This is a genomic window from Xylanibacter oryzae DSM 17970 (assembly GCF_000585355.1).
Classification (GTDB): Bacteria; Bacteroidota; Bacteroidia; order Bacteroidales; family Bacteroidaceae; genus Prevotella; species Prevotella oryzae.
Genome location: NZ_KK073873.1, coordinates 1,499,807 through 1,525,338, shown reverse-complemented (window position 1 = coordinate 1,525,338; position 25,532 = coordinate 1,499,807). Strand labels below are relative to the sequence as shown.

The 25,532-nt window shown below is 37.3% G+C and carries 18 protein-coding genes; 5 read left to right on the top strand and 13 right to left on the bottom strand.

Going from position 1 to position 25,532, the window contains the following annotated elements; translation table 11 throughout:
- Positions 1-84: 84 nt before the first annotated feature.
- From secA to XYLOR_RS06265, 3 genes are all read right to left on the bottom strand, one after another.
- Positions 85-3,402 (bottom strand): preprotein translocase subunit SecA, encoded by a 3,318-nt coding sequence (gene secA, locus XYLOR_RS06275; protein ID WP_036877853.1) that lies wholly within the window; start codon positions 3,400-3,402, stop codon positions 85-87.
- 92 nt (positions 3,403-3,494) lie between these two features.
- Positions 3,495-4,928, bottom strand: coding sequence for an alkaline phosphatase family protein (locus XYLOR_RS06270; protein ID WP_036877852.1), 1,434 nt, complete (start codon positions 4,926-4,928; stop codon positions 3,495-3,497).
- Entirely contained in the window at positions 4,925-6,139 is a 1,215-nt protein-coding gene (locus tag XYLOR_RS06265; protein WP_036877851.1) for an Lnb N-terminal periplasmic domain-containing protein, read from the bottom strand. The genes XYLOR_RS06270 and XYLOR_RS06265 overlap by 4 nt, the downstream gene beginning before the upstream one ends.
- Before the next feature lie 86 nt (positions 6,140-6,225).
- On the opposite strand from XYLOR_RS06265, the gene XYLOR_RS06260 reads away from it, so the two are divergent.
- The 5 genes from XYLOR_RS06260 to XYLOR_RS06240 all read left to right on the top strand — a co-directional run bounded on the left by XYLOR_RS06260 (position 6,226) and on the right by XYLOR_RS06240 (position 12,460).
- Positions 6,226-6,954: a type III pantothenate kinase gene (locus XYLOR_RS06260; protein ID WP_036877850.1), complete on the top strand. Its 729-nt coding sequence runs from the start codon at positions 6,226-6,228 to the stop codon at positions 6,952-6,954.
- Positions 6,947-8,248 carry a BamG family beta-barrel-assembly machinery protein gene (gene bamG, locus XYLOR_RS06255; protein ID WP_036877849.1) on the top strand — a complete coding sequence of 434 codons (1,302 nt, stop codon included), beginning with the start codon at positions 6,947-6,949 and terminating at the stop codon, positions 8,246-8,248. Before XYLOR_RS06260 ends, bamG begins: the two co-directional genes overlap by 8 nt.
- 14 nt (positions 8,249-8,262) lie before the next feature.
- Entirely contained in the window at positions 8,263-8,967 is a 705-nt protein-coding gene (gene lptC / locus XYLOR_RS06250) for an LPS export ABC transporter periplasmic protein LptC (protein WP_084608644.1), read from the top strand.
- A complete protein-coding gene (locus XYLOR_RS06245) occupies positions 8,967-10,223 on the top strand; it encodes a hemolysin family protein (protein ID WP_036877848.1) in 1,257 nt (418 codons plus the stop codon). The genes lptC and XYLOR_RS06245 overlap by 1 nt, the downstream gene beginning before the upstream one ends.
- A 98-nt stretch (positions 10,224-10,321) precedes the next feature.
- On the top strand, positions 10,322-12,460 hold the full coding sequence (locus XYLOR_RS06240) for a peptidylprolyl isomerase (RefSeq protein ID WP_036877847.1): 2,139 nt from the start codon (positions 10,322-10,324) through the stop codon (positions 12,458-12,460).
- A 97-nt stretch (positions 12,461-12,557) separates the two neighbouring features.
- Here the strand turns inward: XYLOR_RS06240 and XYLOR_RS06235 are convergent, their stop codons facing one another.
- From XYLOR_RS06235 to XYLOR_RS06190, 10 genes are all read right to left on the bottom strand, one after another.
- Positions 12,558-14,294, bottom strand: a complete 1,737-nt coding sequence (locus XYLOR_RS06235) for an ATP-dependent DNA helicase (protein WP_036877846.1) — start codon at positions 14,292-14,294, stop codon at positions 12,558-12,560.
- On the bottom strand, positions 14,284-16,872 hold the full coding sequence (locus XYLOR_RS06230) for a transglycosylase domain-containing protein (RefSeq protein ID WP_051508908.1): 2,589 nt from the start codon (positions 16,870-16,872) through the stop codon (positions 14,284-14,286). The genes XYLOR_RS06235 and XYLOR_RS06230 overlap by 11 nt, the downstream gene beginning before the upstream one ends.
- Before the next feature lie 75 nt (positions 16,873-16,947).
- A complete protein-coding gene (miaA, locus tag XYLOR_RS06225) occupies positions 16,948-17,844 on the bottom strand; it encodes a tRNA (adenosine(37)-N6)-dimethylallyltransferase MiaA (protein ID WP_036877845.1) in 897 nt (298 codons plus the stop codon).
- Positions 17,845-18,624 (bottom strand): acyl-ACP--UDP-N-acetylglucosamine O-acyltransferase, encoded by a 780-nt coding sequence (lpxA, locus tag XYLOR_RS06220; RefSeq protein ID WP_036877844.1) that lies wholly within the window; start codon positions 18,622-18,624, stop codon positions 17,845-17,847.
- Between the two features lie 4 nt (positions 18,625-18,628).
- Positions 18,629-20,014, bottom strand: a complete 1,386-nt coding sequence (locus tag XYLOR_RS06215) for a bifunctional UDP-3-O-[3-hydroxymyristoyl] N-acetylglucosamine deacetylase/3-hydroxyacyl-ACP dehydratase (RefSeq protein WP_036877843.1) — start codon at positions 20,012-20,014, stop codon at positions 18,629-18,631.
- Positions 20,015-20,029: 15 nt separating this feature from the next.
- A complete protein-coding gene (gene lpxD, locus XYLOR_RS06210; protein ID WP_036877838.1) occupies positions 20,030-21,073 on the bottom strand; it encodes a UDP-3-O-(3-hydroxymyristoyl)glucosamine N-acyltransferase in 1,044 nt (347 codons plus the stop codon).
- Between the two features lie 48 nt (positions 21,074-21,121).
- Complete coding sequence (locus tag XYLOR_RS06205) at positions 21,122-22,342, bottom strand: HD domain-containing protein (protein WP_036877833.1); 1,221 nt, start codon at positions 22,340-22,342, stop codon at positions 21,122-21,124.
- Between the two features lie 6 nt (positions 22,343-22,348).
- Positions 22,349-23,179, bottom strand: coding sequence for an orotidine-5'-phosphate decarboxylase (gene pyrF / locus XYLOR_RS06200; RefSeq protein ID WP_036880812.1), 831 nt, complete (start codon positions 23,177-23,179; stop codon positions 22,349-22,351).
- A gap of 35 nt (positions 23,180-23,214) precedes the next feature.
- Entirely contained in the window at positions 23,215-24,327 is a 1,113-nt protein-coding gene (gene prfA, locus XYLOR_RS06195; protein ID WP_036877832.1) for a peptide chain release factor 1, read from the bottom strand.
- A gap of 25 nt (positions 24,328-24,352) precedes the next feature.
- Entirely contained in the window at positions 24,353-25,522 is a 1,170-nt protein-coding gene (locus tag XYLOR_RS06190; protein ID WP_036877831.1) for an AIR synthase-related protein, read from the bottom strand.
- Positions 25,523-25,532: the final 10 nt, after the last annotated feature.

Below are 25,532 nucleotides of genomic sequence, written 5' to 3'. Positions count from 1 at the left end.
TATTAAGGTGTTTGATACTAAAACTAATTTTAAAATATAAGGGCGGACATTGCTATCCGCCCTTATTATGATTATACGTTGTTTTTAAACAAGTCCTTTACCGTGGCAATTCTTGAATTTTTTACCGCTTCCGCAAGGACAAGGATCATTGCGTCCCGGCATCTTTTCTGCATGTAGAGGCATTTGCGGTTGTCTAGCGCCTTCGCGTGTATCGTGATGAGCTGCAGAAGCTTGTTCTGGGTCACCCAACTCGTCTTTTATTTCCTGATAGCGCATAGAGTGTTCTTCGGGAGCAGCTCTCTGTGGCTGTTCCATCTCAGGAATAGCTCCACGCATAAGTATGCCAACGATTCTATTGTTCATAGTGTTGACCATACTGTCAAACAGTTTTACACTCTCAAGTTTGAATACAAGCAGTGGATCTTTCTGTTCGTAAGATGCATTCTGAACACTGTGTTTCAATTCGTCGAGTTCGCGAAGATTCTCTTTCCAACAATCATCAATGATATGTAGAAGTATAACTTTCTCAAACTGTTTTACAACGCTCTTACACTCACTGTCGTAAGCCTCTTTCAAGTCGCATGGGATATTGTATACACGTTTTCCGTCTGTTACAGGAACCATTATACGCTCGTACATGCTGCCTTGTTTTTCGAATACATCTTTGATAATAGGATATGCAACGGTCTGTATTCTGTCGGCTTTACGCTTGAATGAAGCCATTGTAATCTGGAATGCTTTCTCGGCAATGTCATTGCGGTTTTCATTGCTGAATTCCTGTTCTGTAAATGGAACTTCCATGGCAAGATCCTGTAAGAATGCTTCTTTGCATCCGTCATAGTCATTATTCTCTATGATGTTTACTACACGATCCCAGAGAATATTAGTGATATCCATACCAATACGTTCTCCCATAAGGGCGTGGCGACGTTTCTCGTATATTACAGTACGTTGCTTGTTCATTACATCATCGTATTCGAGAAGGCGCTTACGTATACCAAAGTTGTTTTCTTCTACCTTTTTCTGTGCTCTCTCGATACTCTTAGAGATCATAGGGCTCTCTATCATTTCACCTTCCTTGAAACCTAGGCGGTCCATAACACTGGCAATACGCTCGCTGGCGAATAGACGCATAAGTTTGTCTTCAAGACTGACGTAGAATACCGATGAACCCGGGTCACCCTGACGTCCTGCACGACCACGCAACTGGCGGTCTACACGACGACTTTCATGACGTTCTGTTCCTATGATGGCAAGACCACCTGCGGCCTTAACTTCTTTAGACAACTTGATATCGGTACCACGACCGGCCATGTTGGTAGCAATTGTTACTGCACCAAGACCGTCTACACTTTGTCCGGCTTTTGCTACAATGTCTGCTTCTTTCTGATGTAGTTTGGCGTTAAGTACGCTATGTGGTACTTTGCGCATCTCGAGCATACGTGAGAGTAACTCTGAAATCTCTACAGATGTTGTACCAACAAGTGTAGGACGACCTGAATCTCTCATTTTGATAATCTCTTCAATAACAGCACTGTACTTCTCACGTGCTGTCTTATATACTCGGTCTTCCATATCATTGCGCTGGATAGGACGGTTGGTTGGTATCTCTACAACATCTAGTTTGTAGATATCCCATAACTCACCGGCTTCTGTAGACGCCGTACCTGTCATACCCGACAGTTTATGATACATACGGAAGTAGTTCTGCAGAGTAATAGTAGCAAATGTCTGTGTGGCTGCTTCTACCTTTACGTGCTCTTTAGCTTCGATAGCCTGATGTAGTCCGTCGCTCCAGCGGCGTCCTTCCATGATACGGCCCGTTTGCTCATCCACAATCTTAACTTCGCCGTTCATAACTACATACTCGTCGTCTTTGCTGAACATTGAGTATGCTTTAAGTAACTGCTGTAAAGTATGTACACGTTCGCTTTGTATTGCGTAGTTATTTAATAGTTCGTCTTTCTTGTCAAGACGCTCTTGATCATTAAGACCTTCTTCTTTTTCAAGGGCTGAAAGCTGTGATGCAATATCTGGAAGTACAAAAAGTGTCTTGTCGTTAACTTGCTTTGCAAGCCAATCTGTTCCCTTATCAGTAAGATCAACAGAGTTTAGTTTTTCGTCTACAACGAAATAAAGTGGTTCTACAGCTTGAGGCATACGTCGGTTATTGTTCTCCATGTATGACTCCTCTGTTTTAAGAACTCCAGCCTTAATACCTTCTTCTGAAAGATATTTGATAAGAGGTTTGTTTTTTGGAAGTGCCTTGTGGCTGCGGAATAGGCTTAAGAAGCCTTCTTCGACCATTTTTTGGTCTTTCTTTTCCTGACCTTCTGTGATTTTCGCTTTTGCATCAGCAAGGTATTGTGTGGCGAGTTTACGTTGAACCTCAACAAGACTCTCTACTAATGGCTGGTACTCTTCGAACATCTGGTCGTCGCCCTTTGGTACAGGACCTGAGATAATCAAAGGTGTACGTGCATCATCAATAAGGACTGAATCGACCTCATCCACAATTGCATAGTTGTGCGCGCGTTGTACCAAGTCGGCTGGCGAAATGGCCATGTTATCGCGAAGATAATCAAAACCGAACTCATTATTGGTACCAAATGTTATATCTGCCTGATAAGCTTTGCGTCTTTCTTCTGAGTTTGGTTGGTGTCTGTCTATACAGTCTACAGAAAGTCCGTGGAATTCGTATAGAGGGCCCATCCATTCAGAGTCACGTTTAGCAAGGTAGTCGTTGACTGTTACTACGTGTACTCCATTGCCTGTTAAAGCATTCAAGAATACAGGGAGAGTAGCTACAAGTGTTTTACCCTCACCGGTTGCCATCTCGGAAATCTTACCTTGATGCAGAACAACACCACCGAATAGCTGTACATCATAGTGTACCATATCCCATGTGATTTCGTTGCCGCCGGCCATCCAATGATTCTGATATATAGCTTTGTCTCCTTCAATATGTACAAAATCTTTTGTAGCTGCTAATTCACGGTCGAAAGCAGTAGCAGTCACTTCGATTGTCTCATTTTCGGCAAAACGACGTGCTGTATCTTTCATGATAGAGAATACATCAGGTAGAGCGTCGTTAAGTGCTTTTTCGTAAATTTCGAGAGCTTCTTTTTCTAATTTGTCAATATCATTGAAAATCTCTTCACGTTCGTCTATAGGTGTTTCTTCAACTTTAGATTTAAGTTCGGCAATCTTATCTTTCTGCTCTTTTGCAGACTCTTGAACTTGTTGCTGTATCTCTTTAGTGCGATTACGTAGACCGTCATTATCTAAAGCCTGGATTGCTGGGTAAGCAGCCTTGATCTTTTCTACTATAGGTTGTATCACTCGCATATCACGCGATGACTTATCTCCGAAAAGGGACTGCAAAATTTTACTGAAATTCATTTTATATTTTATTTTTGTTATTAACGATTGATTTAATTGACTGCAAATTTACGAAAAAAAACTGATTTGCAGCATAATGTGATATTATTTTATCAGAACAGAGGTTCTGCCTGGCATGCATTAGGTGCCCTTATACGTATCGATTTAGCTATTGTTGGTGCGATACGATCAATCGTTACAGGATAATTAATTTTCTCAGCTTTTGTTCCTGCGCCATAGATTATTATTGGGAATGGTATTATGTTTGCTCTTGACAGTTGATTGTCAAAATTATCTTCGTTTATTAGACGCCAACCGGGTGCTACTTCTATAATGATGTCTCCGCTGTGGTTGTTGTTGTAGCCATTGCGTATTTTTTCTGTCATGGCATTGCCTGATGACAGTAGATCTTTGTATGTGAAAATATTTCTGACACCCGAAACTTGTGCCAAAAACTCTTGTGCTCTGTCTAGTATTTCTCCGAAGTTGACACGTTTCTGGTCGAATAGTTTGTGATTAAGAAATATCTCATTATTGAAGCATGTCTCTACATAGTTGCCCTGCCCATATATTGCGCAAAAGTACATGTTTAAAAGGCTTGCTGTTCTGTTGATATAAAATTTACCTGTTGGTATTCTGTATTTTGAATAGTCGGCAGTCTTATCATCACTACAGCCGATGCTCGTAATAACAAATAGTACGTGATCTTTACCAATAAGTGATTGTATATTACTTATAAAGTCGCCTATCGTGCGGTCTAGTTTTGTGTATACATTCTGAACATCGGTCTGACATCCTGTCACAGAAGAGGTGTTGTCATTACCTGCATGATAAGTTACTGCCAGTATGTCTGTTATGTCGTCAAGACCCATTCCATTGCTTTTTATACACTGCAAGGCCATGTCTTTGACTTTCTCGTTCAGAATACTGTTAGACTTTTTATTTCGTGATGTTGAATATTGTGTAGATGTGGAGTTTAGGTCGTTGAAAGCTGTAAGCCAGCTTATTTTAGACTTTGTATAATATGGTGATGTACGCCACGTACCATCGTTGGAATCTATCCAGAATGCTCCATCGGCAGCATGACCTGCTGAGAATACGGCCTCTTCGCTTTCGGGGGCTACTGAATATACTTTTGCAGAACCTCCTGTAGATATTTTAAGTTCGTCGCAAATAGTCGATGTACATAGGTTTTCTGGAGTTCCATTCTCGCAATCTACGGGTCTTAATGTCTCTTTATCAAGCCATTTATTACCTGTGATTCCATTATAATATGGTACGGAACCTGTATAAATAGATGCTATGGCAGAAGCTTTGTCTATTGGCGAAAATGGATATGAACAAATAGAGTATACCGTTCCGTCTTGAAGCAACTTCTTGAATCCATTGTTGTTATACAGAGGTGAAAATGCTTCCAGGTAGTCTGAACGTAACTGGTCTATAGTGATATTGACAACCAAACGTGGTGCTGGGTTGACTGCCTGTGCCTTAGTCTGTGCTACAGGTAGCAAGGCCAGAAGTGAAGCTGTTATATAGGTGTACTTCATTTATTGTTATTCTTTATCCATGTTGGATACCTGGATATACAACGTAGTAGCAAACATAGTGCCAAAATATCTATCGCAACTGGAATTTCTTGCAGACCAGTGATAGATGCTATAAGCAATAGCACTATCGGGATTATACTGAATATAAAGAATTTGTCTTTACTCTTATTCCTTGTTGATTTTATCATTTTGGGTATAAAGAATAGAGGTAAAGGATTAAATATAAGTATAAGCAGATTGGTGCTCGTGGTAGGATGCTGTGAGCAAAATAAAACTACTATAAGTATTCCTGCCAAACCGCATATCGTCATCATAATCGCATCAAATCCCCATGTCATTTTTTTGCTTATATGCTCGTATATGGTAATTAATGCCGCTATGCAAAATAAAATTGCGGCGCATTCAAGAGGGGTTAATGGAAAATTATTCTTTATTATTTGTGCTCCTGGTTTTACAACTATTATCGTCTTGCTAACCAAATGCCTTGTTGTTCCGTCTGGATTGCATATTATGGCTTTTCCAAAGTCTGCTAATAAATTACCCGGTAGGAACTGCTGCTGTTTATGATTTGTCTTAAAATCTGCCGCAAGCCCTAATGCAAGATCATTTCCAAATCTTGCCCATGGATAATCTTCATTGTATCCATGGATCATTTCTCGATAAGATGCATTATATCCCTTACGGTCAGAGTATCTTACTTGGCCTTTAATACATCTTATTATAATGTCTCTTGCCCTGGTAGTGCAATTATCTTTGAAATAATTATATCGGTATATTCTGTTTTCTGGTTTGTAATTTTCTGCAAGCGCGTCCCTAAGCGCCATCTTCTCTTTGGGGGTAAGATTTAATATCTGCTCTGTAACCTTGCTTCCATATGAGTAATATTCTTCAATGAATGCATCAAATGGTATAATACCCAACTCATAATCAGTTAGTCCAAATGCAAATCTTAAAACAAAAAATGGTTTTCGAAAATCGAACATACCATAATTGAATGCATAATCAATATTGTTGTGCCAATCATGATATCGTATTGCGGTATGTCCATAAAGACTATATACTTCCTGATGGGGAGAACAGGTAAGAAGACCTATCTCGACAGAGTCCATGTCTGAATTCTGATTTTGGGCTTTTATGGCATTTGAACCGCTGAAAATCAGTAGTATAATGACATAAAGATATCTTAAATGAATATTCTTAAATCGTTTCACGATGCAAAAATAACTTATATTTTGCACTTATCGTGCTATTATTCCGATTTTTTTCAATAATTTTGCGCCTCGTAAACCAAAAAAGTTTGAATTTAGTAATTGACATAGGTAATACGTGTACCAAACTCGTTGCTTTTGAGGACGGTGAACCGATAGAAGAGAAACGCATTGAGAATGATGAACCGCAGAAAATGAAAGATTTCTGTAAGAAATTCTCATTTGAGCGTGGTATATATTCATCTGTAATAGATCTTTCACGGCAATTTGTTGATATAATTATTTCGCTTCCTTTCTCAATGATGGAGCTTCAACCGGGTGTAACCGATATACCTATTATTAATAAATACAAGACTCCGCATACTTTAGGATCAGATAGATTGGCCGCTGTGATAGGAGCTAACTATCTAAACCCCCAATCAAATATACTTATAATTGATATTGGAACCTGTGTTACTTATGATTTTATAAATGCTAGTGGTGAATACCTTGGTGGAAATATATCACCGGGCCCAACAATGCGAATAAAAGCTCTAAATAAGTTTACAGCCCGATTGCCTATAATAGAGCGTAGCGGAAGTATTCCTGAGATAGGTACGAGTACTGAAACAGCAATCCGTAGTGGCATAATGAATGGCATTAGATACGAAATAGAAGGCTATATCAGTAAATTTTCTGTAAAATATCCTGGTCTTTTTATTTATTTAACGGGCGGAGTCGATATTAATTTGCACATTCCGGAAAAAATGCGCATCTTTGCAAATAAATTTATTGTTCCTATAGGACTTAACAGAATATTAGAATATAATAATGAATAGTTATAGAAGAATTTTCGGTGTGCTTATGCTCACTATGGTTACAATGGCGGTAGTCGCACAGAGTGGCACCAACTCTCCTTATAGCCAATATGGTTTTGGTATCTTATCTGAACAAGGTGGTAGTGCTAGCCGTGGTATGAACGGGCTTGGCATAGGATTTCACAGTAAGGATCAAGTTAATATTCTCAATCCTGCATCTTATTCAAAGATTGACTCTCTAACATTCCTATTTGATGTTGGCGTGTCTGGGCAGAATACAAACTTTAAGGAAGGACTTAATAAGGTTAATGCCAAAAATGCAGACTTTGAATACGCTATCGCCGGATTTAGAGCTTCAAAGGGTGTTGGCATAAGTTTCGGTATCATACCTTTTACTAATATTGGATATGATTATTATAACAAGACTTATATGGAAAGTGATAAAAGTTCTTATTATACTAATACCTATTATGGGTCTGGCGGAATTCATCAAGCTTATATTGGTGCAGGATGGGAACCTATAAAGAACTTCTCTATCGGTGCTAATTTATCATATCTCTGGGGCGATCTGAGCAGATCTGTTGTAAATAATTACAGCAATTCTTACATAAATACACTTTCTAAGTATTATGATTACACAGTAAGTAGTTATAAAGTGGATTTGGGTATGCAGTATACACATCAGATAACCAAAAAGGACTTCTTGACATTGGGATTCACATATGGAGTTGGACACAAAATAAGTGCAGAGCCAAATTGTAAGGTTATCTCGACAAATCCTTCTACTGCAGTTTCGGATACGGCATCATATACTTTAAAGAATGTACTCAAGCTTCCAACAATGTATGGTATTGGTTTACAATGGAATCATGATAATAGATTCAAAGTTGGATTTGATTATTCATTGCAAAAATGGGGTAGTGTAGAGTATCCCGAATATAAAGTAATAAATAATAAGGCTGAATATAGTTTGTCTGGTAATATGTTTATGGATAGACATAAGTTTACTCTGGGTGGTGAATATATTCCGGATGAGACAAAACGTAGCTTATTGAGTAGAATACATTACCGTGCTGGTGTATCTTATGCTACACCTTATATTAAAGTAAATGGACAGGATGGTCCAAAAGAAGTAAGTGCCAGCTTTGGTTTTGGTATACCTATTACTAATAGGTATAACAATCGTTCTTTACTTAATATATCTGGTCAGTGGGTTCATTCGTCAGGCAATAATATGATAATAGAGAATACGCTTAGGATAAACATTGGTATAACATTCAATGAGCGTTGGTTCATGAAATGGAAATTCGAATAAAGTTTTTATCATATATGACAGCAGGTCTTTGCCTACTGTTGTCTGCCGCATCATGTCAGCAAGAAAAAGAACATATTGCGCCGGCAATATGGGGACGTGACTCTGTTTCAACAATGGTGAGTTATGGCGTTAATGCCTTGATTTCTGATTCGGGCGTAATAAAGTATCGAATCGTTACTGAAAGATGGGATTATAATATTGTAAGAAATCCACAAAAGCAGTCTTTCGAAAAGGGAATCTTCCTTGAGCAGTTTGATGAAAAATTTCATATACAAGCATATATTCAGGCAGATACAGCATACTATTATGACCAGAAAAAACTTTGGGAACTTAGAGGGCGTGTAACTGTACGTAATTTGGATGGCTTGATCTTTAGAAGTGAAGAACTTTTTTGGGATGGTATATCTCATGAATTATACTCGTATAAGTTTTCACATGTTATAACTCCTCAGAAAGAGATTCAAGGCTCTTACTTTAGAAGTGATGAACACATGAGTCATTATATAGTAACGAACTCAAAAGGGTCTATGGAGAAAAATGATTTTTCAAGTGCTCCACAGCAAAAGGCACCGCAGGCTCCAGGTGATACAGCTCATCTGCAACCGCGAAACCCTGCTGTTGCTAAACCTAAGACCGCTGTATCGTTACAGAATAACCAATTAAAAAACAATAAAGCTGCGCGTAATGCGCCATTTAAACCGAGATTATCTAACCGTTGATGACCACACAAATAATAGAGATAGTAATAACAATGCTTTTCTCTGCATTCTTTTCGGGTATGGAGATAGCTTTTGTTTCCAGCAACCGACTTCTTGCGGAAATGGAAAAGGAAAAGAATGGATTTTCGCAGAAAGCTATTTCTGTCTTTTACAGGCATCCTAATAATTTCGTGTCTACAATGCTTGTAGGCAATAATATAGCTTTGGTAATCTACGGAATACTCATTGCTCATTTGTTTGATAATACTATATTTTTAGGTCAGCCTGTTGGATTTACTGTTCCAGTTGACACGGTGCTATCTACAATAATAGTCCTGTTTACAGGTGAGTTTTTGCCGAAAGCTCTTTTCAAAAGCAGTCCAAACCGTTTACTTACTTTTTTTGCAGTACCTGCGTTTGTATGTTATATAGTACTTTTCCCAATATCTAGATTCTCTACATTCATGTCTCACTTCATATTAAAACTTTTAGGTGTGAAAATGAGGAAGGCAAAAGGTGATAAAGAATTTTCAAAAATTGATTTGGACTATTTGGTGCAGAGCAGTATTGATAATGCCAAAAGCGATGATGATATAGAAGATGAAGTTAAAATATTCCAAAATGCCTTAGATTTTTCTGATACTAAAGTCAGAGACTGTATGGTGCCTCGTACTGAGATAAAAGCTGTAGAAATAGATTGTAGTGAAGGTGAACTAATGAATAAATTTGTTGAGAGTGGAAATTCAAAGATAATAGTTTATAAAGAAGATATAGATCATATAATAGGTTACATACATTCTTCCGAGATGTTCCGTAATTCAAAGCAGTGGCGTGATAATATAAGGACAATGCCTTTTGTACCTGAAACAATGGCAGCTCAAAATTTGATGCATCTTTTCTTGCAACAGAAGAAAAGTCTGGGTGTCGTAGTTGACGAATTTGGAGGCACAAGTGGTATTGTATCACTTGAAGATATAGTGGAAGATATTTTTGGAGATATAGAGGATGAACATGACAATTCAAGTTATATTGCTAAGAAAACTGAAAATGGAGAGTATGTTTTGTCTGCACGTCTTGAAATAGAGAAGGTAAATGAGATGTTTGATATTGATTTGCCTGAAAGTGATGACTATATGACAGTAAGCGGGCTTATACTTAATTACTATCAAAGTTTTCCTAAACTTAATGATATTGTGAAAATCGGTAAGTTTGAATTTAAGATAATAAAGAATACAATGACGAAAATAGAGGTAGTGAGACTAAAAGTTAACGTTTAAAGTAATTTTTTACGTAAAAAGGTCGCATAATTGCTATATTTTTTGTAAATTTGTACGCTAAATTTGAAAACATAAATAAACAAAAATAATTAAAAGTAATGGCAGCATTAGGAAAAATTAGAAGCAAAGGGGTGTTTCTGGTTGCTATAATAGCATTCGGCCTTTTCGCATTTATCGCCGAGGAAGCGTTCCGCTCTTGCGAATCAACAAGCAATGAGAGCAAACAGCAGGTTGGAGAAATCTTAGGTGAGAAAATCTCCGTTCAGGATTTTCAGAAACTCATTGATGAGTACACTGATGTTATAAAGATGACACAGGGACGTGATAATCTTACTGACGAAGAGTTGAATCAGGTTAAAGACCAAATATGGAACACGTATGTTCAAAGTAAGATTGTTGAGAAAGAGGCTAAGAAAATTGGTCTTACTGTTACTGATAAGGAAATAGAGAATATCTTAAATGAAGGTACTAACCCTATGCTTGCGCAGACTCCTTTTGTAAATCAGCAAACAGGTCGTTTTGATGCAAATATGCTTAAGAAATTCCTTTCTGAGTATAAGACTATGGACAAATCTAAGAATCCGCAGGCAGCAGAACAATATGAGAAAATATACAATTTCTGGACTTTCATTGAAAAGACATTGCGTCAACAAACTCTTGCGACAAAATATCAGAGTCTTCTTGCTCATTGTCTTATTTCAAATCCGATATCTGCAAAGATGGCCTTTGAAGGTCGTTCTGTAGAGAGCGTTATACAATTGGCTTCTGTGCCTTATTCTTCAATTAATGACAATAAAGTTAAAATCACAGAGAGCGATTTGAAGGATAAATATGATGAAATGAAAGAGCAGTTCAAACAGTTTGTTGAGAGCAGAGATATAAAATATGTCGATTATAAAGTTGTTGCTTCTCCTACAGACCGTGCAGCACTTAATAAAGAAATTTCTGGAGCTGCAAATCAGTTGAAGAATGGCGCTGATGTCGCTCAGACAGTACGTAAAGCTTCTTCTTTGATTAACTACCTTGGTATTCCTGTTTCAGCTAAGGCTTTCCCTCAGGATATTGCTGCTCGTCTTGATTCAATGTCTGTTGGTCAGGTTTATGGACCTGCTGTAAATGTTCAGGACAATAGCATTAATGTGATTAAACTTATTTCTAAATCTCAGATGTCAGACTCTATTCAATACCGTCAGATACAAATTGGTGGCGCTAACGTAAACCAAGCTCGTAAAACAGCAGACAGTGTTTATACAGCTATTAAAAATGGCGCAAAATTTGAGGATATAGCCAAAAAATATAGACAGGATGGTCAGGCTCAGTGGCTTACATCAGCCATGTATGAGAATAGTGGATCTGTAGAGGGTGACAATAAAACATACCTTCAGTCAATTATGCATACTGCTGTTAACGGAATACAGAATATTGCTGTTACTTCTGGTAATGTAATCGTACAGGTTTTAGCACAAAAGGGTATGGAAACTAAATATGATGCAGCTGTAATCAAAAAGACAATAGAATTTTCTAAGTCGACATATTCTAAAGCATATAATAAGTTTAGTCAATATGTCAGTGAGAGTCAGGATGCTAAGGCTATTGAGACAAACGCAGGCAAATTTGGTTATAAGGTGAGTGAACGTAAGGATATGTATAATTCTGAGCATTATGTTGCTAGTATTCATGGTACACGTGATGCTATGAAATGGATTTTTGGAGCCAAAACAGGTGATGTATCTCCTCTATATGAATGTGGTGATAATGACCATTTATTAGTTATGATTATGACGAAGATACATCCAGTAGGTTATCGCTCTTTACAAGATGTAAAGGATATTGTTAAAGCAGAGGTAATGAAGGAGAAAAAGTATGAGATGATACAGGCTCGTATGAAAGGCGTTAATAGTATAGCAGCTGCTAAGGCTAAGGGTGCAATTGTCACTAACGTAAATCAGGTTACATTCTCTTCGCCTACATTTGTACAGGCTACAGGTGCGAGTGAACCGGCTATCAGTGGAGCTGTCGCTGCTACGGCTGCAGGTAAATTCTGTCCAAGAGTAATAAAGGGAAATGCTGCAGGTTATATGTTCCAGGTGGTTAATAAAACAAAACGTCCTGGTAAGTTTGATGATAAAACAGAGGAGCAGCAATTGTCACAACAGGCTATGCAGTCTGCTAGTCGTTTTATGAACGAACTTTACCTTAAGGCAAAGGTAGTTGATAACAGATATCTCTTCTTCTAAACAGAATATGATTTATAAAAAAAGGTTCACAAATTAATATTTGCGAACCTTTTTTTATAAATATTTTTATCATTTATGATGTGTTACATCTCATATATTAGGAAACATTATCTTCCAATTTTTTTAGTCTTCTTATTGCATCTTTTGCGTTTGGGTACAACTCAATTGCTTTCTTATAGTTTGATATGGCTGCTCCATTCATGTGTTCTTTCTCACATTCTTTGCCAAGTAATGTAAATTCTGCAGCTAATCTCATCAAAAATTTATCTTGTCTTTTCTTTTCTTCTATTAATTTGCAATTTTGCTCTTTAAGCGAATTGATACAATTCAGTTTACGTCTTATTAAGCGTTTTGCTGCGGGCTTCTCAATGTCATATCTACTATGTATTGCCTTAAAAAAATCATTTAGGAACTTATCCATATCACCAACTTCGAAAGCCTTTATTGCGTCATGATATTCCTTATCTGCTTTACTCTCTTTTATAGCCTTATTTATGATGCTATTATCATTATAATGCTTAGCAAAATTTATTATTTCGTTTCGCACAAAAATCTCGTCTCTTCGTATTGGATCTTTTAGGCTGATGCCATCAAGAGAAGTGCACCGGCTTAGTGCAACATACGCTTGCCCACCAGCAAAAACACCTCCTGTAAAATCAATTTGAACCTGTCTGAATGTGAGTCCTTGACTCTTATGAATAGTTATTGCCCATGCTAAGCGGATTGGATATTGTATATATACTCCAAGTTCTTCTTCTTCTATTTTCTTTTCAGTATCATTAAATGTATATCTGAGGTTTCTCCATGATTCTCGTTGTACTTCATATTCGTTGCCATCTTCAGTAACAACATATATAATTTTTTCTTTTTCGTCTATAGCTTCTATTACACCAAGGGTACCATTTACCCATCTCTTATCCATATCATTCTTGATAAAAATAATTTGCGCTCCTACTTTAACTTTTAGCTCTATAGGATTGGGTAGAGAGTTTTGTGGAAATTCTCCTCTTATCTCTCCTGTAAAGGTTGTCGCAGTTCCTGGAAGTTCATCCAATTTTTTGTCATTAATATAGTCAACGGTATCACGTCGTGTAGCTAAAGTTATTACTAGATCATTATCTTTCGTTGGTAGTTCGGTATTAAGGCGTTGGTTTAGTTTAATGATATCATCAGTAGTAGTAGTGCTATTCCTGATACGGTTTAATATATCAACAAAAGAAGCATCAGACTGTCGGTAAACTTTTTTTAGTTCAATACTTACTAATTGCATATCTTTGAAAACATTGGCATCAAAGAAAAAACAAGAAGTATAAAATGGCCGTAAAAGTTTACGGTCTTCTTCTTTTATTACAGGTTCAAGTTGGTATATATCGCCTACTAACAAAAGCTGTTTTCCACCAAAAGGTTCGCGCATATTATGTGAATATATGCGTAGCACTTTATCAACAAAGTCAATTATATCAGCTCTTACCATACTAATTTCGTCAATTATAATAAGTTCTACTTCCCTGAGTAATCTTCGTTGGGTACCATTATATTTCAGAGTTTCCTTGATATGTCTCACTGAATATCTAGAATCATTAGGTAGTAGTGGAAAAAAAGGGATCTTGAAAAAACTATGTAGTGTAGAACCACCAGCATTGATTGCTGCAATGCCTGTAGGTGCAAGAACAACGTATTTCTTTTTTGTTACAGAACATATATATCGTAGAAAAGTCGATTTACCCGTCCCTGCTTTCCCTGTAAGGAAGAGCGAGCGACGGGTAAATTGGATTAATTGCAGAGCCTTTTGAAGCTCTTTGTTATCTAAGTCTACATTTGAATTAGAAATCATCGAGACTCATTTGTTTAAGAGAAGTCTTACTTTTCTTTTTCTTTTCTTTTTTCGGTTGGCTGTTTTGTTCAGTCGTTACAGCATTTTTCTCCTGCTTAGTGGCGGTAGGCTTATCAGACTCAGTAGCAACTGGTTCACGTTCTCCGCCTTCTTCAGCGTTGTCTTTAATTACTGGGTTACCATTTTCGTCTAATTCTATCATTTCGTCTTCCCCTTTCAAACTATCTTTTGTTGCTTCAGCCTTTTGCTTTGGAGCATAACTTGCACAATTATACATTCCGCTAGTTATATCATCATCTTTTGGTTTTCCGAATTTACAATGATAGCGTTTGAAATGTGGATCTTGGAATACACTTTGAAGGAAGTAGCCACATATAGGCAATGCCGTTCTGCTTCCCTGTCCCAAAGCTCCAGTTCTAAAATGTATGCAACGGTATTCGCCACCAACCCATGCACCAACTACGAGTTTTGGACTTACGCCTACAAACCATGCATCAGAATGGTTATTCGAAGTACCTGTTTTACCGCCAAATTCAGTATCACGGAAGTTTCCTACGTAACCCCATAGAGGTTGAGATGTACCACCTGGTTCACGCATACCGCCTTGAAGTAATTGCTGTACTAGAAAGGCACTCTTATATGGTATAGCTTGGCGAGTTTCTGATGGTGCGGTATATACCTCATTTCCATCACGGTCTACAATACGTGTTACTAGAACAGGAGCATGAGTTTTACCATCGTTAGCCACACAGCAATATGAATTTACCAATTCCAACAGATTCACATCTGATGAGCCTAAGGCTAATGAAGGTGTATCATCTAGAGGGCTCTTTATGCCCATTGCATGTGCGGTCTTTATTATATTTGCAGTACCTACTTCCTGACCTAAGCGTACAGCAACAGAGTTTATGCTCTTTGCAAAAGCACTCTTAAGAGGAATAGAATCTCCTGAAAAAGAACCATTAGCGTTGGATGGAGTCCATGTAACCATTTGTCTTTTTACCTTATCATAGACTTGCATGCTTATATATTCGTCACGGCGTTTGTCACAAGGGGTCAGTCCCTGATTCATTGCTTCTGTGTAAACGAATAATTTGAATGTAGAACCAGGCTGACGCATTGATGTTACTTTATCATATTTCCATGTTTTGAAATCAATATCACCTACCCATGCTTTGACATAGCCGCTTTGTGGTTCCATTGCTACGAATCCACAATGCATGAAATGTATCATATATTTTAGTGAGTCTATTGTGCTCATCTCTTTTACTACAGTGCCCTTCTGATAGTCAAATAGTTTTACTTTATGTGCCTTATTAAGGCAATAAGCCACACTATCAGGGCTATTCGAATATTTCTGTATAAGATATTTATATATGGGTAATTTTTGGATTTTGTCTTCAATGAATCCTGGTATAACATTACCTTTTTCGTCAACCCACGGATCTCTGTTACCCCAGTGTGCCTTAAAGTTTTGCTGTACTATCTTCATTTGCTTTACAGCAGCCTCTTCAGCATATTTTTGCATTTTAGTATCTACTGTTGTGTAAATTTTAAGACCGCTAGTATATAGGTCATAGCCATTTTGTTTACACCAGTCTTTAAGATAATTGGCGACAGCCTCTCGGAAGTATGTTGCTTGACCATCATAAGTGTTTTCTACACTATAGTCAAGTTTGATAGGAATTATTTTTAAAGAGTCATATTCCTCTCTCTTCATGTCACCGTGACTAACCATATTGTCTAAAACGACATTACGCCGTCTAAGACTGTTTTTAGGATTTGTAAGCGGATTATAAAATGATGTAGCCTTAAGCATACCAACAAGTAATGCAGCCTGTTCTGTCGTGATATTTTTAGGTGTCGAATTGAAATAAGTCTTACAAGCAGTTTTAATACCGTAAGCGTTACTACCAAAGTCAACCGTGTTAGCATACATCATAAGGATATCTTTCTTATTGTACATCATTTCAAGTTTAGTAGCGATAATCCACTCCTTACTTTTCATAATGAGCATTCTTAGCCCCGGTATATATCCAAGTAGTCCTGTTGAATATTGGGTACGAACTCGAAACATATTCTTAGCTAACTGTTGAGTGATAGTAGAAGCACCACGAGCATCGTGATGTAGTACCATATCCTTGGCAGCAGCGAACATACCTTGAAAGTCTATGCCAAAATGATGGAAAAAACGTTCATCCTCTGTATCAATAAGAGCTTTCCAAAATTTTGGGTTAACTTCATTGTACTTGACTGGTTGACGATTCTGATTGAAAAAACGTCCTATCATGACATTGTCGGCACTATATATTTCAGATGCTTCAGCGGTGTTAGGATTCTTTATCTTGGAGAAGCCAGGTGATTTGCCAAACAGCCATAGGAAGTTAATATCAACGGTTCCAAGATAAATAAAAAACAAAACTATTAATGATGCTATTACAACAGCTGTTTTCTTATACCATGGAGCTTTGATGTACAAACCTTTGTACCATTTCCAGAATTGACGTGACTTTTTGATACACCATCTTAAAAAGTTGATGATGCGTGAGCCATTCTTTTCATTGAGAATTCTACTCATATTGTTTATTTTACTTTATTTATTCTTTAAATTAAACGCTGCAAAGATACTGCAAAAATAAATATAAAAAGATTTCTATATCATTAAAGTTATATATTTTATGATTTCTTCAATATCAGAAGGAGCAAACCATTTTATTTTATCGTCATGGTGAAACCACGTAAGTTGTTTGCGGCAATACCTGCGTGTATTGCTTTGTATTCGTCTGATTGCTTCTTCCTTGTTGATGATCCCATCAAAATATTCGAATAATTCTTTATATCCTACTGTATTAAGTGAATTTAATGTTCGTTTTGAGTATACTCTTTTTGCTTCTTTAATTAGGCCTTCTTCAATCATTGTTAGTACGCGTGCATTTATTCGTTCATACATTCTCTCCCTTGAGCGTTCTAATCCTACCTTTATGATATTAAAGGGTCTTTGTTTTTTGACATTAGATCTGAAAGAAGTATAAGTTTTTCCTGTCATTGTACAAATTTCAATGGCATGTATAACCCTACGTGTATTATTTAAATCCACAATATCGTAATATTCTGGGTCTAGTACTTTCAGCTCTTTGCAAAGCACATCAAGACCATCTGATTCATACTTCTTTTTTATCATTAGCCTTGTTCTCTCATCAATAGTAGGGATTTCGTCAATTCCATCACACACAGCATCTATGTACATCATACTGCCACCACTCATCATAGCGATGTCACTTTCTTCAAACAAATGTTTTATGATATTCAGTACATCGTTTTCGAACATCGATGCATTATAATAATCCTCTATATGGAGATTACCTACGAAAAAATGTTTTACTCGTCGCTGCTGTGATATAGTTGGTGCAGCAGTTCCAATAGGTAGCTCTGCATAAATCTGGCGTGAGTCTGCATTGATGATTGGTATATTGAAATGTTCTGCAATACCTAAACATGTTTCTGTCTTGCCGACGCCAGTAGGTCCTACAACAACGACGAGTGTTTTCATTTATACAAGAGGGCGTACTATGCCTCTCTGAGAATTTCTTACAAAATCTATAATATAATCTATTTCCTTACATTGAGGAAGTTCTTTTTGAATTTCCTGAATTCCTTCTTCAATTATGCCTTTAGAGTACAACATTCTGTAAGCCTCGTGTATATTGTTTATCAGTTCATTACTGAACCCATGCCGGCGTAATCCTACCAGGTTTACACCGCAATAGTATCCATAATCTTTTCCTGCAATAATATATGGCGGAATGTCTTTGCTAAATTTACTTCCTCCCTGTATCATAACAAATCCGCCAATATGGCAAAATTGATGTGTAAGTACAGTAGAACTTATAACTGCGTCATCGTCAATAGTAACCTCTCCTGCAAATTTTGTGGCGTTACCTATAATCAATCTGTTTCCCAATACACAGTCGTGAGCTATATGAAGACTTTCCATCAATAGGTTGTTACTACCAAGGATAGTTGTTCCTTTAGAAGCAGTTCCTCTTGAAATCGTAACGTTTTCCCTAATACTGTTATTGTCACCAATTTGACATGTAGTATCTTCACCTTTAAATTTCAAATCTTGAGGTTTGGTACTTATACTTGCTCCAGGGAAAATTTCATTATTGTTGCCGATACGTGCTCCGTAATTTATTGTTACGCTATTTTGCAAAGTATTATTGTCGCCAATTACTGTATTCTTATCGATAAAACAAAATGGTCCAATAATATTGTTGTCTCCAAGTTTTGCTTCAGAATGTACGAAAGCTAAAGGGCTTATATGATTCATTTTTTTATTTGTTTTTTACAATTTGCGCAGTGAATGTAGCTTCAGATACTACTTTGTCACCTACGAATGAGTATCCTTTCATTGAAGATATTCCGTGTCGTACAGGTGCTAATAGTTCTACCTTGAATATAAGGGTATCACCAGGTACTACTTTTTGGCGAAACTTGACATCATCAATACGCATGAAGTATGTTGACCAACGCTCAGGTTCTTCTACAGTACTTAGTACAAGTAACCCACCGCACTGAGCCATCGCCTCTATTTGGAGTACACCAGGCATCACTGGTTCTTTAGGGAAGTGACCCTGAAAAAAAGGTTCATTACTAGTAATATTTTTGATGCCGACAATACTATTAGGACCGATATTTATAACTTTGTCTACTAATTGCATAGGATAGCGATGTGGAAGCAGTTCTCTTATGCGATTTACATCCATAATAGGTGATTCGTTGCAGTCATAGAATGGTGCCTGAATTTCATGTTTGCGTATTTCGCGTCGCATTTGTCTTGCAAATTTGTTATTTATTGTATGACCAGGGCGTGTAGCGATAATTCTACCTTTTATAGGTTTTCCTATTAGAGCCATATCCCCGATTATATCAAGCAGTTTGTGACGTGTACATTCATTTTCCCAAACTAATGGTTTGTGTTGTATATATCCTATCTTTGTAGCATCCAAATGAGGAACTTTTAGGAAGTCTGCTAGTTCATCTAATTGCTCTTGAGTTATTTTTCTTTCGTATATTACGATGGCATTGTCCATGTCACCTCCTTTTATAAGGTTCGCTTTAAGCAAAGGCACAACATCACGTACGAAAACAAAAGTACGTGCTGGAGCTATTTCTGTTGCAAAGTCTTCGACGTTGTCTATAGTAGCAAATTGGCTGTTAATGAATTTTGAATCAAAAGAGCACATTGCCGTAATACTGAACTGTTCATCGGGCAGAATAGTAATGCAAGATCCACTTTCTTCATCCTTTACTTCTATTTTATGTTTGATTACATAATAATCTTTTGGAGCATTCTGATCTTCAATTCCTACCTCATTTATTTTTTCAACAAACATAGCGGAACTACCATCAAGAATTGGAAATTCTGGGCCATTTACCTGAATAAGGCAGTTATCTATGCCCAAAGCATATAAAGCAGCCATTCCATGCTCAATGGTTGACACTTTTAAATCTCCTTTGCCCAAGCATGTTCCACGCTGTGTTTCTACTACGTTCTCAGCGATAGCGTCAATCATTGGTTGACCATCTAAGTCTATACGCTGTATTTTATAACCTGAATTTTCTGGAGCTGGGTTAAATGTAACCGTAAGACTCAATCCTGTATGCAAACCTTTTCCGAAAAGAGAAAAGCTGCCTTTCAGTGTCTTCTGTTTCGACATAAGTTATTAATGAATTTATTTAGACTCTAATTTATTTTTTAGTTCATCCAATTCTTTCTGTATCTCATTCAATTGCTTGTACATATCTGGCAGTCTGCGAATGATAACCTGAGATTTGAAGTATTGTTTAGGTTCCATAGGTGGCGTTCCAATCAGTGTTTGATTGCTTTTTATGTTTCCAGGAACACCAGATTGCGCACCAAGGAATACTTTGTCTCCTATTTGTATGTGCCCAGCTAGTCCTACCTGACCACCGAACATACACCATGAGCCTATTTTCGTGCTACCCGCTATACCGACTTGTGCTGACATAACAGTGTTTTCACCTATTTCCACATTGTGTGCCACCTGAACCAAATTGTCAAGCTTAACGCCCTTACGGATGTAAGTGCTGCCCATTGTAGAACGGTCTACGCACGTGTTGGCACCAATCTCTACATTATCTTCGATAGTAACTATACCTATTTGTGGAATTTTATCATAACCCTCTGTTGAAGGAGCAAATCCAAATCCATCAGCCCCTATCACAGAACCTGCATGTATTGTAATATTATTTCCGAGTTTACATCCTTGGTATATCGTAACGTTAGGGTAGAATATACAACCCTTTCCTATCTTTACACCATCACCTATTACAGTGTTTGGATACACCTGTGTATAATCTCCAATTATTGAGCCATCCCCGATATAAGCAAAGGCTCCAATATAGACATCTTTGCCAATTTTTGCATTAGGAGAAACAAAGGCAAGCGAATCAATACCTGCCTTTTTAGGCTTGCTTGATTCATATAACTGTAAGAGTTTTGCTACACACTCATATGCGTTCTTAACCCTAATTAATGTAGCATTTACGCCTCTTTCAAGTTCGAAATCTTCATTGATAAGAACTATGGATGATTTTGTATCATATAGATAGTGAGTGTATTTGGGATTGGATAAAAACGAAATAGCTCCAGAAACTCCTTCTTCGATTTTGGCAAATGTGTGTACAGTTGCATTCTCGTCACCTTCCACACGGCCTTGTATAAATTCAGCGATTTGTTTAGCTGTAAATTCCATATTTATAAACTTGGTTGTACTTAATCTTGCAAAGATAATAAAAATACTTTATATTCTTTGATAACAGAGATAATATTTTCTTATTTTTTTAGAAAGTAGAGCTATGTTTAGTATTTCTGATGCATCTACAATATCTTTAGTATTGCCATCTTTGTAAAGAATAGTGATACTCGCGTCATTAGTGTCATACATATCTTTTTGTATGGTATCAACACATATGAAATATTGTGCTTCTTCTTTGGATATATTTAATGCTTTGCTTATCCTTTCTTCAAGTTCTTCTATTCTTTCTTGTGGAATGTTTTCTTCATGCACTTCAACCTTGAATATGTTTCTATTAAGAATATCAGAAGCCAGCAAAGAAAGTATTTTGTCATCACTATGCATCCATACTTTAAGTGCACTCCATATATCAGTATCATCAAGTTCCTCATAATATCTTAGAGCCTCTTCGTGCGAATTGAAAAAATCTGCATCAACATTATTATAGAGAAAGTAATGTAGGGCAGGAGACGCAAAAATATTTTTATTGTTTTTAGCTAAATGCTTAGCCCTTAGGAGAGCTTTTACCAGGACATTTTCGCAGGCTACTGCTGTTTTGTGGAGATATACCTGCCAGTACATCAGTCGTCTCGTGGTTATATAGTTTTCAATAGAGTATATTCCATTTGATTCTACAACAATATTATCATCCTTTACATTTAACATTTTTATTATTCTTGCGCTACCAATGTTTCCTTCTGTGACCCCAGTAAAGAAGCAGTCTCGACGGAGATAATCCAGACGATCCATATCAATCTGGCTGCTTATTAACTGGTGAAGAAATTTTTTTGGATATTCATTCTTGAATATTTTAATGGCCAGATTGAGTCTTCCATCCATATTAGCATTTATCTTTTCCATCATCATTAGTGATATCTCCTCATGGCTGATTCCATGTATTAGAGTGTCTTCCAATACGTGGCTGAATGGTCCATGACCAATATCATGCATCAGTATAGCTGCTTCTATGGCTTCTGCCTCACTGTCGAAAATAAAAACTCCCTTCTGTGATAGTGAAGTTATGGCTTCGCTCATTAGATGAAATGCGCCTATGGAATGTTGGAATCTAGTGTGTTGAGCACCTGGGTATACAACAGACGCTAAACCCAATTGCTTTATTCGCGTAAGTCTTTGCATCAAAGGATGCTTTACTATGTCTAAAAGTAATCCTCTTGGTATTTTTATAAAACCAAATACAGGATCATTAATAATCTTACTGTTGTTCAAAATAAACTATTTAGAAGTCATCCTATCAAGTTCAATGCTCATCTGTTGTTGTAACTCTTTAGCTTTTTCACCAGCAGCATCAGCGAAGTTCCTATTATTACTGGCATAAATTATGCCTCGTGAACTGTTTACTAAAAGTCCACAGTCTTTAATCATACCATATTTGCAAACTTCCTCAAGACTTCCACCTTGTGCACCTACTCCAGGAACTAGCAAGAAGTGATTTGGAATAACCTTACGTATATCTTTGAACATTTTTCCTTGAGTGGCACCAACTACATACATCATATTCTCATTGTTGCCCCATTTCTGAGAAATACGCAAAACCTTTTCAAATAGTCGTTCACCATTTTTATCCTCAGAAAGTTGAAAGTCATTTGACCCCTTGTTGCTTGTTAGAGCTAGCAATACCACCCATTTATCTTTATAAGTAAGAAATGGAGTTACACTATCCTCTCCCATATAAGGAGCTACTGTTAGTGCATCAAGATTATATTTTTCAAAGAATGTACGTGCATACATTGCTGAAGTATTACCAATATCACCACGTTTGGCATCAGCTATAATGAATTTTTCAGGGTAGTTCTCATTTAGATACTTGATCGTTTTTTCAAATGCAACCATCCCTTTTATTCCTGAAGCCTCGTAAAAAGCAAGATTCGGTTTGTATGATACACAATAAGGTGCAGTCGCATCTATTATATTCTTGTTGAATGTAAAGATAGGATCTTCTTCATTGAGCAGGTGTTCCGGTACTTTTTCTAGATCAGTGTCAAGTCCCACGCAAAGAAAAGATTTCTTTGCATTTATTTGATTTATAAGTTCTTTTCTATTCATAACGATATCTGTATTAATCATCTTTTAAGACCAATCTACAGTTCTGTTTCCTTCATTCTCTCTGCATTTTCAGCTACGGTCAGAGCATTTATCATCTCCTCTATATTACCGCTCATAAATCCAGTGAGGTCATGAGTCGTAAAACCTATACGGTGGTCAGTTACACGTCCCTGCGGGAAGTTATATGTGCGAATTTTTGCAGAACGGTCACCAGTAGAAACCAATGATTTACGTCTGTTAGCTATATCGTCCATATATTTTTGATGCTCGCGGTCATATATGAATGTTCGTAATCTGGAAAGTGCTCGTTCTTTATTTTTTGGCTGGTCACGGGTTTCAGTACATTCTATAAGAATTTCTTCCATTTCTCCTGTATTTGGGTTCTTCCAAGGATATCTAAGACGTACTCCAGATTCTACCTTATTTACGTTCTGTCCGCCTGCTCCACTACTTCTAAATGTATCCCATTTTATATCACCTTCATTTATGCTAACTTCGAATTTATCAGCTTCAGGCAATACAGCTACTGTTGCAGCACTAGTATGCATACGCCCTTGTGTTTCAGTAGCAGGGACTCGTTGAACACGGTGTACACCTGATTCATATTTTAGAACACCATAGACGCCGTCACCGCTAACAGCAAAATCAATCTCTTTAAATCCGCCAACAGCACCTTCACTGACGCTAGTAACCGATAAATTCCATCCTTTTGAGTCGCAGAATTTCTTATACATATTGAATAAGTCTCCAGCAAATAGGGCTGCTTCATCTCCGCCTGTACCAGCACGCACCTCCATCTGTACATTCTTTGCATCCTCAGGATCCTTAGGTACAAGAGCTATTTTGATTTCTTCTTCTATTTTTGGTTGTTTACACTCGTTATTCTGCAACTCTTCACGAGCCATTTCCCTCATGTCAGGATCACTTTCGTTATTCAGAATATCTTTAGCCTCATTTATGGAATTAAGACAATCGATGTAACGTTTGCGGGCGTCCATAATATCGCCAAGTTCCTTATATTCTTTTGTAAGTTTAACATAACGTTGTTGGTCTGCAATAACGCTTGGGTCGGTAATAAGTGTTGAAACTTCCTCATAACGACTTTCCAGACCATCAAGTTTTTCCAATATACTATTATTCTCTGGCATATTTTTGTTCTTTACCTCTTATTTATTAGTAATCGAATACTCCGAATTCTGATTTAATAGTAAGACTTTTTTTCCCGTCTTCAATGTGCCCTATTATCTGAGCATCAATATTAAAGCTATTTGCTATTTCTATAATTTCATGAGCTACTTCCGGACGTACATAAACCTCCATTCTGTGTCCCATGTTAAACACCTTATACATTTCTTTCCAATCTGTTTGGCTCTCATCTCGGATAATCTTAAACAAAGGTGGGACAGGAAACATGTTATCTTTTATTACATGGCAGTTTTCTCCTACAAAATGTAGCACTTTCGTTTGCGCTCCACCTGTGCAGTGTATCATGCCATGAATTTCAGGTCTCATTTCATCTAGGACCTTCTTTATTACAGGAGCATACGTACGAGTAGGAGAGAGTACTAATTGTCCTGCATTCACATCTACACCACCGATTTTATCATCAAGACGATGATGCCCACTGTAAACAAGTTCATCAGGAACATCATGATTATAACTCTCAGGATATTTTTCAGCTAGATATTTTCCAAATACGTCATGACGTGCGCTTGTGAGACCATTACTTCCCATTCCTCCGTTATATTTGTCTTCATAAGTAGCCTGCCCGAATGAAGCCATGCCAACTATAACATCTCCAGGGCATATTTTGGCATTGTTAATAACATCACTACGCTTCATACGACACGTTACTGTAGAGTCTACTATGATTGTACGGACTAAGTCGCCTACATCGGCTGTTTCACCCCCAGTAGCATAAATACCGATACCCATTTCACGCATCTGCGCTAAAAGTTCATCAGTTCCATTTATTATAGCAGATATTACGTTACCTGGAATAAGCATCTTATTACGTCCGATAGTGCTTGACACAAGAATGTTGTCAACAGCACCTACACATAGCAAGTCATCCGTATTCATTATTAGTGCATCCTGTGCTACACCTTTCCACACGCTTAAGTCTCCGGATTCTTTCCAGTACATATAAGCCAGTGACGATTTAGTACCTGCACCATCAGCATGCATGATATTACAATATTCAGGGTCACCACCTAGAATATCTGGTATTATTTTACAGAAAGCCTGTGGAAATATACCTTTGTCAATATTTTTAATAGCGTTGTGTACATCCTCTTTGGCTGCACTTACGCCCCTCATCATATAACGATTAGATTTATCCATCAATATATTA